This window comes from Bradyrhizobium sp. CB1717 (assembly GCF_029714325.1).
Classification (GTDB): Bacteria; Pseudomonadota; Alphaproteobacteria; order Rhizobiales; family Xanthobacteraceae; genus Bradyrhizobium.
This window is the reverse complement of record NZ_CP121666.1, coordinates 978,212-992,215: the sequence shown is the minus strand read 5'-3', so window position 1 is coordinate 992,215 and position 14,004 is coordinate 978,212. Positions and strand designations below refer to the sequence as shown.

Below are 14,004 nucleotides of genomic sequence, written 5' to 3'. Positions count from 1 at the left end.
GGTAGCGCCTGACGCGCGCAGCCGAACGGTGCCGAATCGCGCCCAAGTGTGGACGATCCAAACGGCGGTGATCACCAGAGGTGAGGACCCTCGGGGAGTGTAAGTCACCGCACGCGCTGCCACTCGCTAATCTTCTCCGGTATGCCCAGGTTTGATGGGTCTCCGGCCGAAGGCCAAGAGCATGTTCCGTTCGCCAAGTCTCGGCCGCTGACGCTGGCGAAGCATAATGCCCCAATGTCTCACCACGAAACGTGACCGCAAAAGCCTTCCCAGTCGGAACGATCTGAGCCACCCCCCCCTGCTTGAGTTTTGTAGAACCACTTCACCATCTGCAACCTTCCATAGAACGTGCAGTGTTTCACGTCGGAATGTACCTCGATGGCGCGAGGGCGCTCGCACTACCTTACATTCTCGTCCCCACTAATTTTGATAGGTGTTCCGCATGCTTCTCAGCAATATAGGATGCTGGCGTCCAGAGAATTTCAGCCTCTCGGGAGCAAAGGTGGCCAGCCTCAGTCTTCGAGGACGGGCTGGCCACCATCGCTTGCGAAGCGTACCTACGGGTAGCACAGGCCAGTGGATGCACATTTTTGAGCGGTACATCGCGTCCCTGCGGTCGCAAGCGTTTGACGGGCGGCCACCTCTGCACCGGCAATAGCAATCCGGAAGCTTCCCCGATCAAACTGCCACAGCTACCGCTCAGTCGCAGCACCTGCAGCGCGTCTTCGGCCTACCTGTTCCGACGGCCGCAGTGGTCGCTGAGCTTGCCTTCGTCGGAGGCGAGCGAAGAGCAAGGTCGCCCATCAGATCGCCACGGCGGCTGCCGGCGGCGTTGTTGGCGCAAGCATCGCACGCGAACGCACTGACGGCACCGCCCGCTGGCAGGTCACCGCAGCCGTTGGTCGACGCAATCGGCAACTGCGTCGTCAAATTCCACAGGGCAGAATCGCGAAAAAAAATAATCAGCGATTGTGCCATAAGGACAAAGCGCCAAGCCGTGCAATATGTCCCGGTGAACAACGGAGACGTTCATGGCCGGCAAGACCTCGCAGATCGCCAACCTGGAAGCCAAAGGTCTGGAAACGCCCAGTGAACTTGCCGCGGTCGAGGCCGCGTTCGCCAGCGCCGTCCACTCAATGGAAGCGCCGCCGATCGAGTTGTCTGACGACCAGATCGGTGACCTCGTCGGCATCAAGAATTTAGCTGAAGTTCGCTTGGTGAAAGCTCGTGCGGCTCACCGGCGAGCCGACCATGCTTTGACGGAAGCAAAGACTGCTGCCGCCGAAAAGGAGCGGAAAGACAATTTGACGCGCGTCCACTCGCTCGGCGCGGCTGCTCAGAAACAGATGCAGGAAGCCGTCACCACTGCGATCAAGCAGCTCCGCGCTGCGATGCGCGCGATGGCCGAAGCCGAGATTGAGTCGCGAAATTCTGAACCGGCAACTTCCGGACGATCAGCAGATCCACAGCTTCCAAGTCGCAATCATGGACATGCCCGGCGTGCCGCGGAAAGAACTTTCCCGAGTGCGCGAGCTACCCTGGCTGCGGCCTGGTGGCCGGCCCTATGACCCCGAGTATGCGGCCAAGATCAAAGTCAATCCGAACGGCTCCGCCGATCTCTCACATGGTGGTCAAACGACGAACATCACCAGCCGGCGCTATTTCGATCGCGTCACTTCCGCCGATTGGATCGGTCGTAGCGGTGTGTCGTCGCTTGCATCCGCGCTCGCCTTGCGCGGCTTGAAGGGTGCCCCTGCTGGTTGGACTCCGATGCGCTACGTCTCGCCGCAGGCTGTTCTGACGATACTCGACCGCGTCGAGGGTTACGTGCACAGCGACCTCGCTCGGAAATCAAAGTCGAGCTGGAACCTATCTCTAGATCTTCGAAAACGCAGAACAGCTCAAAGCTTGGTAAGCCGAGAACAAGCCCGCGACCGACAAGGCTGCGTGATCCGACGCGAACAGAAGGACAGGACTCAAACCATGAACCTGTCCGCCAATGAAATCTACGCCCGCACAAAGGCAGCAGCACAGGCGCTGGCCTCAGCTACGACCGTGCATTCGATGTCGGCCCGGGCGAAATCACCGGCTCGCTCTGAACAGCATGTCGAGACCGCCTCAGAAATCTACACCCGTCGGCGCGCTGAAACCCGGCAGCGCGGGCCTGTATACTTGAGATGCAAGTCACGGCTTAGGCCTGAGGCATGGTGCGGGCGCGCGCCGATGCCTTACGGCCTGAGTGCGGGGTTTGTGCTGATGAGTGAGTGTTTTCTCCGCTGCTCTCACTCCGGAGACCAGCGCCGGCCCAATTCCCGCCGCCGAGCGTTTTGACCGGACGCTCGGCGGCGACACAGAGGAGCTTGGTCGGATGGCTACACTCACGACGATAGCACGCCGCAGCAAGATCATGGCTAGCGTGTTCGTCACACGCGAGATCAGTGCGCTCGCCAAGCACCTCTCCAATACCGATCATGTCTCGACTGATGCTGCCATTGCCTGCCTCAACGAGGTCGGCAGGAGGTCGAAGGGTCACTCGACGTTCATTTTGGAGCGGGATCCTAGCTAGGCGGGGCATGCTTCGATGACCGGCAATTCGACGCCCTCAGACGACCGCACCAAGGCGATCCTGAGCTCGCCCTTGGCCTCAGGTCAAGAGCCGCTCGCCGCTCATCTAGCCGCCGAGACGGAACTCTCTGGAGGCGGCTCTCCAGATCATGGCCATCTCGGCGCGTAACAGACCTGCAGTCGATCCGAGGGCAATGGGAAGATCTTTCGCCAGTGAAATCGCGGGTCCTTTTTCGGCGTCAGAACCAGTGCGGGGCAACTTAGCGCTCGACTTCGCTAGAGGCAGACCTTCAAATCCGTGCACCAGACACGACGTAGGCACCATGCACCATGATGGCACCCGTCAATCCGAGCGAGCCTCCGTTCGACGAGCATGACCCGATTGAGGTCGGCGAGGCGTTGATCTGTCTTGGCCTGGATATCCTTGAGCAAGAGCTGGAGCGCCGCCGGGAGGCCGGGATCATATCTGCGAGGGACAAACGCCATGGCCAAGGGTAAGAGCGAGGATTGCGCAAACCAAGCGCCTCAGTTCGCGCGTGACCGATAGCTCGCAATCTTGCGAGTGAGCTGCCAAAGCTCGACCCTATTGGTCTCGGCTAATTGCTGTGCTCGCTGCTTAGCCCTTTCCTCATCGGCGCAAATCAGTCTTGCGGAGTGCACAATATTCCCGTCAGGCCCGAACAAGTACACCATGAACCCCTCGATCGAAGGGCTTCCAGTCACGCGCCGTCCGTGATTTTGAAGGTTATTGCTTGGTCCGATGGCGCTGCGTGCATGTCTTTGCTGGAGGTCGTCGCCTCTCATGCTTATCTGCTCGCGACCAACGGCCGCCGTATTGCCCGGTTGCAAGCCTGCATGGACATCGCCCGGATCATCCTATTCCCCGCCGGTTGCGCTCGACGATAGCTATAATCAATTCTTCGGTGGCGATCAGAGCCAGGTCCATTTTTTCCTCAACAATGGTCGACGTATCTCGACCAATACTGTCCAGGTGGTTCAGGGTCATCTCTTTGAAACTATGGGCTAGGCGCTCCTCGGCATCGTCGCGCGCATAGTCTACAATAGTATCCAAGTGGGCGACGATTTCAGTCCGTTGCTCGGTCGGTTTTGGACCGTCAAGCAACGTTACCGCTCGAATAAAGGACTCCTCTATAGGAATCATATCAGGTTTCCTTTGTTGCTGGATTGGAAGCCGCAGTAGCTCGCGCCGGTGCTGCAGATTCAGCGAGGCCCGACACGCAAAGGCAACTCCTCAGAAAAGGAGTTGATGTTGCGAAATTTGAGGGGCAACCATCTTCGGCATTGATCGGTATGCGGCGGGGGGCGAGGCAATGCCTCTATCAAAGCGGGGGGCTGTCCTAATTAGGACATCCGCGATGGCAGATTAGGACACTTGCGCGGCTTCGATGATTGAACACCGCATTCTTGCGGACTCCACATTACACCGGGAATCAGTAGTAATAAGGCGGCCGGGACTGGCATTTCAGCACGATCAACATTGCAACCGGCAAGAGGCTACCGAGAGGCGGCCTCTTTTGATTCCAGATAGGAACGCCGCTTTGCTTCCTAGCTTGCGGATTCCGGGGATGGCGATCAGGTGTTCCAGGCGGTGGTGATCACGGATTCCAGTGATCGCGATCAGTTTGGAGACGAACACGACTGACGGGCTTATGTGTGCCGGAAATTGTCTCTGGTCAAGGCTGGCGGGTTGGTTCGGAGATCGTTCCGGCGGTCCATAGGAGGGCCCCGTGCGGGGCGCGGAGTGCCCCCACGAGCGACGTAGCGACGCGCACGAGGAGGGGCCTGTGGGCCGGCGGGGCGATCGTGCGCGAGGTGCTTACGGTTTTTTCTTTTCGCCAGCCTGACGCCTTAGACTGTCGCCTCTTGAGTTCGAGGCGGTGCGCATTGTGAATGATGCGGTCCAATATCGCATCGCCGAGGGTGGGATCGGCAATGACATCGTGTCATTGCGACACGGGGACCTGACTTGTGATCAACAAGGACCCTTGTCGTAGCGATCGTAGACGATCTCAAGCAGATTGCGGCGCTGGTCGGCGGTAAGCGGTTCGGGTCCGCAGTCGTCAAGGATGAGGAGATTGATCCGCTCGAGCGCGGTGATCAGGCGCGCCAGACGGCCTTCGCCGCGCGCCTGCGCGAGATCGGCGAACAGGCGGGATGTTCGCTTGTAGAGGACGGAGAAGCCGTCACAACAGGCCTTGTTGCCGAGCGCACAGGCAAGCCAGGACTTGCCCGTGCCGGTTGGGCCGACGATGACCAGATGGTTGGCATCACGGATCCATTGGCAGGTAGCGAGGATTTGAAAGAGCGAGCGGTCAAGGCCTCGAGCGGTGCGATAGTCGACGTTCTCGATGGCGGAGTTTGGCGCTGGTCAAGCGACGCGCGAGGCGGCGGTTGTCGCGAGCGGTCACCTCGCGATCGACGAGGAGGCCGAGCCAATCGGCGTGCGGCATCCCGGCCGCCTCGGGATTGTTCTGCAGTTCGGCGAGAGTATCGGCCATGGCGGCGAGGCCGAGGGCGCGCAAGCGATCGACGGTGGGGTGAATGAGCATGCTGATCTCTCCTGATCAATTGTAGTAAGTGCGGCCACGAATGTTCGCGCGGAAGAGGATGGGCGCTTCTTCTGCGGGCGGAGCGGTTCTGTCAGTGCCGGCTTTCGGTAGCCTCCTTGACGCCTTGGCTGCAACAAGAGCGCCACGTTCGCGCCTGCGATCCCGCTTCCTGAGCAGCCCTTGTGCTTAGCGTGCTCATGCGTTGATCTCTTCACGGCCTCAGCATCTATAGCTGCGTCTGCATTGATTCAACCACGTCGGGTTGACGACATGCACGTTGGGAAACTGCGCGAGCAGCTACCTGATGCGCTGTGATAGCACGTCTTTCTCCGCTCCTCCGTCTCTGTCTTCTGGCGCACGTAAAGAAGCGCCTTGCGCTCCAGATGAGGCCTGACTTTGTCAGAGATCATGACCGGCCTCCTTCGCCAGCGCCGTCGCCGTCATCGCGGCAGGTCGAGGATCACTGCGTCATTAGGCTCGTGAGGGCCGCCCGGGCTTCCGCTGGCAGCTCCGGCCATGCTGGGCGCCGATGGGGCCGTTCGACTGGCCGCTCCCGAACAGATCCATCTGCTGTTGCGGGCGCGGTTGTCGATCGTGTCGGTACCCGCTCCCTGGCATTGCCGTCTGCCGTGACATGAGTCTCTCCCCGATTCTGGTCGTGAGAGGTTCTGGATACGAAAGAAAGCAGGGCAGCTGATGGCGTTCGATCCTTCAACGCCAGATCGAGAAGCGCAGAGAGCGCCGCAAGTGCGTCAATGCTGACAAACGGCTGAACTGTCAAAGGCTCGGCGTCAGGGCAGGCCGTCCGATCGAACATCCACGCTGGAACTTCCAGGCAACGATCTGTTTGCGACCCATCCAGGCAGCCTAACCCCGGCAGAGGCACCACTTATCGACGCGGAAATTCTGTTCAGACAACCGGGACCAACTCACCCGGGGCGGTTCACATTCCAATATCGTCCACCTCTATAGGGACGTTAAATCAGCAGTGGCGTTGGAAGCTGACGTAGTGAACAACAGGAAGATTGCCAGTCTGGAAGGCTCTACCACAAGGCGGATGCTATGGCGGCCATCAACTTGGTCCGGAGGACAAACAGCAATACGCCGGGCGGATCCAGTGTACCGTGAGGCCCGTCCGCCGTGCCGGCCTTTCGATCTGACGGGTAGATTTGAAAACTGAAGAACGACCAGGCGAATGTGCAGGGAATCCGCCGACGCCTTGCCCAATAATAGAGACTACTAGCCTTAGTAGGTCTGTTGTTCCCGGTTTTCAGCTAAGTGACTAGAGCCGCTTTGGGAAACACCCCATTGTGCAACATAGTCGCGCGAGGCCGGATTGTGCCGCAACGTCAAGACTGGCAATTGGCAGCTCGGCCCGGGCCTCACCAGTTGCTTCTTGGGTGACGAGCAAGGTGCGGCCGGACCGGGAGAAACTCAATGCTGTTCGATTTGATCGCGCTGCGCCGCACCTCTCTTGCGCTAGCCCTCTTTGCCTGCGCCGTAATGGGCAGCGCTCGGGCCGACGATTCGCCGTCGCGCCTCGGCTCCACGATGCCGGCCGGCCCGAAGGGGGAGCCAGGGGCGCGCGGCGGCAGCACGCCGAGTTCGCCAGTGATCGCCGATCAGCATCGCCTGCCGCGGGATTCCACCACTAAACAGACGCTGGAGCTGCCGGGCCGGTTTGTCGTCTTGCAGACGTCGCCGAGGCGAGAACGCAAGACTATCTGCTTACGACCGCTCACATCATCCAACGTATGGTCGGATCGAGCGGTAGAGCTTGCAATTTACCCGTTAGAGTACCATGACGCTTGCAGCAACGACCAACACACATTGATTTCACAAACGGCCCGCGCAGGCTGTGGACATGGTGGACAACGCGTTGACTGCGGCTGCAGCAGGCAGCGTGATAGAAAGGGATCAGGAGCGGTCAGTTTCCAACTAACAAACCGGTTCAAGCGGTCCCGCTCCGCGGGTCCAATTCACTTCATGCTTCTGCCGAAGGTGACCAGCTAACTGTTCCGTTCTTGCGAGCAAACTTACCATTCTCACAATGAGAAATACCACCTTTCTTGCCTGAACAAGGCGTGTTCCGGGCTCTCGGCGAGCGACACTGAGCCGAGAAGAAGGAGGGCCGTAGCTAATAAACCTGCGCCCGAACCAGCGGCCGTCCCGGAAGCAACGATACCCGCGACAGACATTTTCTTGATGCAGTTTATCGTGAAATCCCTCCTGTCGGCCCAGACAAATCGTGCGATGGCAGGAGCGCCGGCTTAGCGTACTATGGCGGCAGACTGGGCAGCTCTGCCGGGCTGGCATCTCATCACGAGTCGCGATTGTACCGCTAAGGGGCCGCATCTCAGCTGCCCCTTTCTGGTCTAACTTGAAAGCGGGAGCACATGGAAACGAGGTCGCTACGTCGAGCGTGAGTTGCCGTAGGAAGAAACAGAGCGTCCTCACGGAACATTTCATCGACCAGCTTGCGCTTCCGGCCAGGTTTCATAGCTTTCGGCGGATCACATCCTGCAGCATCTCCTGTCGAGCGACAGGTCCGCCACGGAACACATAAAGCGCCCCATCGAACGGATCTGAGCCGGCATCGCGCACGAGCGGGGCCATCGATGCCCTTTCTGTTATGTGGTGCACCACATAACAGGAATTGGACGAACCCGCTCCGCGGGAGGGTATCCGCGTTGAGCGCGGCATATCGCCCTTGAAGCCGGCCCGTGTCTCTGACTGACCCCGGCACCACCCGCACAGCGACCTAATCCACCCGATTTCAGAAGCGCTTGCTCTTGGCAAGATGGTGTTGCTGCCCGCGCGCAGCTTCCCTTTTGCCAAGGAGTTCGCTATGACCTCGCTTCGGTTACGCATGATGGAAGACATGCAGGTCCGCAACCTGTCGCGACACACGCGGGATTCGTATTTGCTGCAGGTTTCGCAGTTCGCCCGGCATTTCGCTAAATCGCCGGCTTTGCTCGGCCCGGAGAATATCCACGCCTACCAGGTCTATTTGACGAACGAGAAGAAGCTGGCGCCACGCTCGGTGCAAGTGACCGTCGCAGCCCTTCGATTTCTCTACCGCGTCACGCTCGGCCTCGACTGGGATTTCGACCGGATCATTCCGTGCCCAAAGGCGCCAAAGACACTGGCCGTCATTCTCAGCCCCGAGGAGGTGCTGCACTTCCTCGGCTGCATCGAGAGCTTCAAACACCAGGCGATCCTGACGACATGCTATGCCGCCGGCCTACGTATTTCCGAGGCGACGCGGCTGAAGCCTGAGGCTATCGATCGCCAGCGCATGGTGCTGCGCGTCGAGCAGGGCAAGGGACAGAAAGACCGCTACGTCATGCTGTCGGCCAGGTTGCTGGAGGTGCTGACGGACTATTGGCGCGCCGTGCGACCAACCGGGGCATGGATGTTTCCCGGTGCCGTTGCTGGAGAACCGATATCGACAAGCGCCGTGGATGCCACCTGCCGCCAGGCACATCGGATGTCGAAACTCTCCAAGCCGGTAACACCTCATTCTCTGCGGCACGCATTTGCGGTGCACCTGCTCGAAGCTGGAACCGATCTCCGCACCATCCAGCTCCTGCTCGGCCATCGCAGCCTGTCAACGACCGCTCAATATCTGCGGATCGCCACCAACAAGGTTTGCGCAGCGACGAGCCCGCTTGAACTGCTGCCGCGTCCGATCCCCAAGGCTTCCTCGCCACCAACGCCCGAACATTTCTGACGGCTAGCCTCATGGGCCGCTCAGGTCCGGAGGTCGCGGATATATTCCGTCGCTACGGTGCTGCCTGGCGAGAGCAGCACTGGGCTTCGCTATCGACTGAACGACGCGCAGCTATGACTGCCATCGAGCGCTGCCGAACTTCAGCGCTCGGAGGCCATGTCGAACAGTGCGACCGCTGTGGTGAACGACGGATCGCTTACAACAGCTGCCGTTCCCGCAGTTGCCCCAAGTGCCAGTGGCTCGCCCGAGCGGAATGGATCGAGCTCGGCGGGAGGAGCTTCTCGATACCCAGTATTTCCACGTCGTCTTCACCGTTCCCGACGTGATCGCCGCGATTGCCTTTCAGAATGCCGGCACGGTCTACAAGATCCTGTTCCACGCGGCCGCCGAGACGTTGCGCACCATCGCTGCCGATCGGCGACACCTCGGCGCGGAGATCGGGTTTTTCGCGGTGCTTCACACCTGGGGGCAGAATCTTAGCCATCATCCCCATCTCCACTGCGTCGTGCCCGGTCGGCGGGCTTTCGCCGGACGGGAGCCGCTGGATCGCGTGCCGTCCCGGCTTCTTCCTACCAGTCGCCGTGCTCTCCCGACTCTTCCGGCGATTATTTCTCGAAGGCCTGCAAAGGGCATTCGATGCCGGTGAGTTGCGATTCTTTTCGTCATTAAAACGGCTGCGCGATCTCGTCGCATTCCGGCGCTATCTGGATCCCACCCGCCAGGTCAATTGGGTGGTGTATGCCAAGCCACCCTTCGCGGGCGCTGAGCAGGTCCTGGAATATGTCGGACGCTACACACACCGGGTGGCAATCGCCAACAACCGGATCGTCGATATCGAGGATGGCAAGGTACGCTTCCGGTGGAAGGACTATCGCAACGAGAACCGGCAAAAGGTGATGACGCTCGACGCCGGGGAGTTCATCCGGCGTTTCCTCGTCCATGTCTTGCCCGACGGATTTCAGCGCATCCGCTATTACGGTCTCATGGGCAACCGCTACCGCAAGCAAAAGCTCGCCCGCTGCCGCGAACTCCTCGGAATGCAGCACTCCGATATCCCGGTGAATCCGAAGGAAGCGCGCGATTATCGCGACAAGGTCGAGGAGCTGACCGGGGTTTCCCTGCGGGAATGTCCCTTTTGCCGTCAAGGGCAGATGGTGTGCATCGAGGTGCTCGCGCCCGTTGCGTCACAAGACCCACCTTTTCTGGACACTTCATGACGGTCGGGATTTTCCAATCATTGATCATCGTTCGTTCTATCTGCCAAGGTAGACAGCACGCATCCTATTGTCACGCCTCCGACATCGAGCCCTCCGGGCGCAGGCTTCGCCGGTCTTTCCGTCCGTGCGAACATATCTCGTAGAATCTTTCGCCATGAAGACCGCATCCAGCATCTCCCGCAGCCTCAGCGAGGGCACCGTCCGCTGGGATGCAGCATCCAATTTCGATAGCGGCACCGGCGCGCTAGGCGGCTTCGTCCAACACGTTTTTAGATTACCGGCGCACTCACAGCGGCGCACTTTGAAGCATCGGTGCCGCGCCGCCAATCTAAAAACGCTCTCTATTATGCGGAGCCTACGATTATGCGGAGTGCGCGGCGGGAAGTTGCTGCCCGCCGCGGTTTTCTCGTATGTCTTACTCCGCATAATTCAGCTTGCGTCCGGCCCCGTTCAGCATGGCAAGAAGCCTGTCGGGCGCCCGGAAGCGGCCGGGCGTCAGCATCGGCGGCGTCATGGCGGCGAGTGCTTCGAGCTTCTCTGTCGGATCGGCGCGAAGGTAGACCTCAGTGCTTTGCAGGCTGGCGTGTCCAAGCCATAGCGAGACTTTCCGGACGTCCCGGGTCGCCTGAAGCGTATGCATGGCGCAGGTATGGCGCAGTATGTGCGGACTGACGCCTTTGCTGGCGATCGACGGCGCTTTGCGAGCAGCGGTGGCAACATGCTTGGTCAGGATATATTCAAAGCCCGAGCGAGTCATCGCCTGGGCACGGGCGTTAAAGAACAGCTCAGGAGCGCCGCTGACTGGGCGGACTTTGAGCCAAGCCTTCACAGCTGCAGCCGTCTGCTTCCAGAGCGGCAAGACACGTTCACGACGGCCCTTGCCCATGATATGCACGCTGGACATGGTCTGGCGGTCGATCTGATCGACCCGGAGACCGACCAGCTCCGACACACGCATGCCTGCGGCGAAGGCCAGATGCAGCATGGCGCGATCACGGATGCCGAACACGGTGCTCGCGTCTGGCGCGTCTAACAGAGCCTGCAGCTCGTCACGGGTGAGATAGCCGACGAGTGCCTGATCGGTCTTCTTCATCGGGATCGCATGGATCCGACGTGATTGGTCGAGACAGGATGGCACCCTGTATTCCAGGTAACGGAAGAACGAGTTGATCGCAGCGAGCCGGGCATTGCGGGTTCGCGCCGAGTTGCCGCGCTGCTTCTCTAGATGCTCCAGGAATGCCAAGATCAGCGGCGCGTCGAGCAGTTCGGTTTCGATCTTCGATGGCTTGAGCTTGAGTCGGCCGGCGGCAAAGTGGAGCAACAGCTGGAAGCTCTGGGCATACGCCTCGCAGGTATGCTGGCTCGCCCTCCGTTCTTTGGGCAGGTGCTCACGCAGGAAGTTGCTCAGATGAGGGGCAGCGCGGTCATGCGGCGCCTCCAATGAACAATGCCTCGCCGGCCTCGGCGATCTGGCCCATCAGGGCCGGCGTCGCCTGCAAGTACCAATAGGTATCCGTCACGTGGGCGTGGCCGAGGTAGGTGCTGAGCGCCACGATATGGCGGGCGATCGCAGCACGATCATGGCGGCACTGCTCCAGCGAGCGGACCGCGAAGGTGTGACGGTAATTCCGCTGGCGGAATTACCGTCATAGTTCCGGCACCCCGATTATTCCGGCAACTGGCGGCGAGCTGCTGCATTTTCCGGGGGATCACGCGAGCGTGGGCGCATCGTTGGCGGAATAATCAGAGCAGTCTCCCATTTGGGGATCGTTCCCCCAGTTTTGAGGAGACGGACGATGACGATTACTCACAACGGTGCTGCAAACACATCAGATCAACGTGTCTGCGGCGGGCCGCTAGCTTGTTACATCGACAGATTCGCGGAGTTCCTGGTTTGCGAGGGTTACACCTCGCGGACAGTAAAGGTGAAGCGGACTCTGGTGGCGGATCTCAGCCGCTGGCTCGCACGACGTGGACTGCCGCTGGCAAGATTTGATGAGGAGAGGCTCAAGCAGTTTCACGCCTACCATCGCCACTCGCTGCGGCGCGGCGATGTGTTTACCGGCCATCAGTTGCTGGAGTTTTTACGCCGCCTCGGAGTCATCTCTTCGTTATCACAAAAGATGGACCGAACCGCTCTCGATCGGATTATTCGAGACTACGACAGATTCCTGAGTTCGGAGCGCGGCCTAGCACGCGCGACGGTGGTTTGCTATCTGCCGATCGTGAGGAAACTTCTGACCGAGCGCTTCGGGACCCAGGCGCTGCGCCTTGAGGACCTGCGCTCAGGGGACCTGACTCGCTTCATTCTTCGTCAAGGACGGCGCGTCAGTCGCGTTCATGCCCGGACAACAGTCACGGCGCTGCGCTCGTTTCTGCGTTTCCTGCTCCAGCGTGGGGCTATAAAGATTGACTTGGCCGCCGCGCTGCCCGGGGTCGCTCACTGGCGATTGTCTCACATCCCCAAGTCGCTACCGCCGGAACAGGTCGAGCGACTGCTCCGCAGCTGTGATCGCAACACGCCGTCCGGCCAACGTGACTACGCCATCTTGCTGCTGTTGGCTCGACTGGGCTTGCGCGGCGGAGAAGTCCTGGCGATGATCTTGGACGACCTGGACTGGGAGAACGGCGAGATGATTGTGCGCGGCAAGGGTCAGCGGTTGGAACGATTGCCATTGCCCAGAGATGTCGGGACGGCCCTGGTTCACTATCTGCGTCACGTCCGTCCCGCGTGTTCGTCGCGTAATGTCTTTATCCGATTGAAAGCTCCGCTGCGCGGCCTTCGCCTCACCGCTATTTGCTGCGTGGTTCGCCGCGCCCTCGAGCGCGCGGGATTAGACCCGGATTTCAAAGGGGCGCACTTGTTGAGGCATTCCCTGGCGACCACGATGTTGGGCAGAGGCGCATCCTTGGGCGAGATCGGTCAACTCCTCCGTCACAAGCAGCCGACGACCACGCAAATCTACGCCAAGGTCGATGTCAAGGCGCTGCGCGGCATTGCCCTTCCCTGGATGGGAGGTGCGTCATGAGCTCGTTGCGAACCGCGCTCGATGATTATCTCGGCGCCCGTCGCGCCTTGGGACACAAGCTCATTCTGACAGGACGTCTGTTGCGGCGATTTGTCGACTTTTCCGAACACGTGCACGCCGATTACATCACGACTGAACTGGCTTTGAAGTGGGCAACCCAGCCGGCCCATGCACAGCCTTCTCAGTGGGCCAACCGTTTGGGGATGGTGCGCCGTTTCGCCCGGTACTGCTACGCCAACGATCCGCGCACCATGGTGCCGCCTCCCGACTTGCTTCCCCATCGGTACCGTCGGGTCGCGCCCTATATCTATAGCGACGAGCAGATCATCCGTCTATTGAAGGCGGCTCGGCGGTTGCCGTCCACGATCGGCCTGCGACCGCACACCTATGCCACGCTATTCGGGCTGTATGTTGCCACCGGTCTGCGAGCCAACGAGGCATTGTGTCTTCGTCGTGAGGACGTGGACCTCGCTAACGGCGTGCTGACGATCCGGGATAGTAAGTTTGGCAAGACGAGAATCGTGCCGGTGCATTTGTCCACGCGGCGGGCGTTGGAGCGCTACGCGAAGCTTCGGGATCACTTGTGCCGCACGCCCGCCAGTCCCCACTTCTTCCTCTCCGACCGCGGAACCCGCGTGACGTATGACATGCTGCGATGGACGTTCGTTAAAGTCTCCCATGAGATCGGCCTGCGCGCTCCCGGCGACTCGCACGGACCTCGTCTGCATGGATTCCGTCACCGGCTGGCCATCAATACGCTTCTCAAATGGTATCGCGGCGGGATCGATGTCGAGCGCCGTCTGCCCACGCTCGCCACCTACTTGGGGCACGCACATATCACGGACACCCAGTGGTACTGACGGCAACCCCGCAGTTGTTGCGCCACGCGC

The 14,004-nt window shown here is 60.3% G+C and carries 8 protein-coding genes and 3 pseudogenes; 7 read left to right on the top strand and 4 right to left on the bottom strand.

Annotated features, from left to right (window positions below; genetic code table 11):
- Positions 1–1,031: 1,031 nt before the first annotated feature.
- From QA649_RS04615 to QA649_RS04605, 3 genes are read left to right on the top strand one after another with little or no spacing between them, the layout of a single operon-like run.
- A complete protein-coding gene (locus QA649_RS04615) occupies positions 1,032–1,568 on the top strand; it encodes a hypothetical protein (RefSeq protein WP_283023169.1) in 537 nt (178 codons plus the stop codon).
- Positions 1,486–2,331: a hypothetical protein gene (locus tag QA649_RS04610; protein ID WP_283023168.1), complete on the top strand. Its 846-nt coding sequence runs from the start codon at positions 1,486–1,488 to the stop codon at positions 2,329–2,331. The genes QA649_RS04615 and QA649_RS04610 overlap by 83 nt, the downstream gene beginning before the upstream one ends.
- A gap of 37 nt (positions 2,332–2,368) precedes the next feature.
- Positions 2,369–2,566, top strand: a complete 198-nt coding sequence (locus QA649_RS04605; protein WP_126261820.1) for a hypothetical protein — start codon at positions 2,369–2,371, stop codon at positions 2,564–2,566.
- 870 nt (positions 2,567–3,436) lie between these two features.
- Here QA649_RS04605 and QA649_RS04600 read toward each other — a convergent pair.
- Complete coding sequence (locus QA649_RS04600; RefSeq protein WP_183714688.1) at positions 3,437–3,727, bottom strand: hypothetical protein; 291 nt, start codon at positions 3,725–3,727, stop codon at positions 3,437–3,439.
- 721 nt (positions 3,728–4,448) lie between these two features.
- A pseudogene (gene istB, locus QA649_RS04595) lies at positions 4,449–5,135 on the bottom strand (IS21-like element helper ATPase IstB); the annotation flags it as partial.
- A 2,848-nt stretch (positions 5,136–7,983) separates the two neighbouring features.
- Here istB and QA649_RS04590 point away from each other — a divergent pair.
- Together QA649_RS04590 and QA649_RS04585 are read left to right on the top strand one after the other, a co-directional pair.
- A complete protein-coding gene (locus QA649_RS04590) occupies positions 7,984–8,868 on the top strand; it encodes a site-specific integrase (RefSeq protein ID WP_283023166.1) in 885 nt (294 codons plus the stop codon).
- 11 nt (positions 8,869–8,879) lie between these two features.
- Positions 8,880–10,085: pseudogene (locus QA649_RS04585) on the top strand (IS91 family transposase).
- A gap of 415 nt (positions 10,086–10,500) precedes the next feature.
- Here QA649_RS04585 and QA649_RS04580 read toward each other — a convergent pair.
- Both QA649_RS04580 and QA649_RS04575 read right to left on the bottom strand, forming a co-directional pair.
- Positions 10,501–11,526 (bottom strand): tyrosine-type recombinase/integrase, encoded by a 1,026-nt coding sequence (locus QA649_RS04580; RefSeq protein WP_283023165.1) that lies wholly within the window; start codon positions 11,524–11,526, stop codon positions 10,501–10,503.
- Positions 11,510–11,713, bottom strand: a pseudogene (locus tag QA649_RS04575) (integrase); the annotation flags it as partial. The gene QA649_RS04580 and the pseudogene QA649_RS04575, both read right to left, overlap by 17 nt.
- A 168-nt stretch (positions 11,714–11,881) precedes the next feature.
- On the opposite strand from QA649_RS04575, the gene QA649_RS04570 reads away from it, so the two are divergent.
- Together QA649_RS04570 and QA649_RS04565 are read left to right on the top strand one after the other, a co-directional pair.
- A complete protein-coding gene (locus QA649_RS04570) occupies positions 11,882–13,114 on the top strand; it encodes a site-specific integrase (protein ID WP_283023164.1) in 1,233 nt (410 codons plus the stop codon).
- Positions 13,111–13,974, top strand: coding sequence for a tyrosine-type recombinase/integrase (locus tag QA649_RS04565; RefSeq protein WP_283023163.1), 864 nt, complete (start codon positions 13,111–13,113; stop codon positions 13,972–13,974). The genes QA649_RS04570 and QA649_RS04565 overlap by 4 nt, the downstream gene beginning before the upstream one ends.
- Positions 13,975–14,004: the final 30 nt, after the last annotated feature.

Excerpts from the sequence above, each read along its gene's own strand:
- QA649_RS04615 (WP_283023169.1), top strand. The coding sequence starts at position 1,032 with ATGGCCGGCAAGACCTCGCAGATCGCCAACCTGGAAGCCAAAGGTCTG.
- QA649_RS04610 (WP_283023168.1), top strand. The coding sequence starts at position 1,486 with ATGGACATGCCCGGCGTGCCGCGGAAAGAACTTTCCCGAGTGCGCGAG.
- QA649_RS04605 (WP_126261820.1), top strand. The coding sequence starts at position 2,369 with ATGGCTACACTCACGACGATAGCACGCCGCAGCAAGATCATGGCTAGC.
- QA649_RS04600 (WP_183714688.1), bottom strand. The coding sequence starts at position 3,727 with ATGATTCCTATAGAGGAGTCCTTTATTCGAGCGGTAACGTTGCTTGAC.
- QA649_RS04590 (WP_283023166.1), top strand. The coding sequence starts at position 7,984 with ATGACCTCGCTTCGGTTACGCATGATGGAAGACATGCAGGTCCGCAAC.
- QA649_RS04570 (WP_283023164.1), top strand. The coding sequence starts at position 11,882 with ATGACGATTACTCACAACGGTGCTGCAAACACATCAGATCAACGTGTC.
- QA649_RS04565 (WP_283023163.1), top strand. The coding sequence starts at position 13,111 with ATGAGCTCGTTGCGAACCGCGCTCGATGATTATCTCGGCGCCCGTCGC.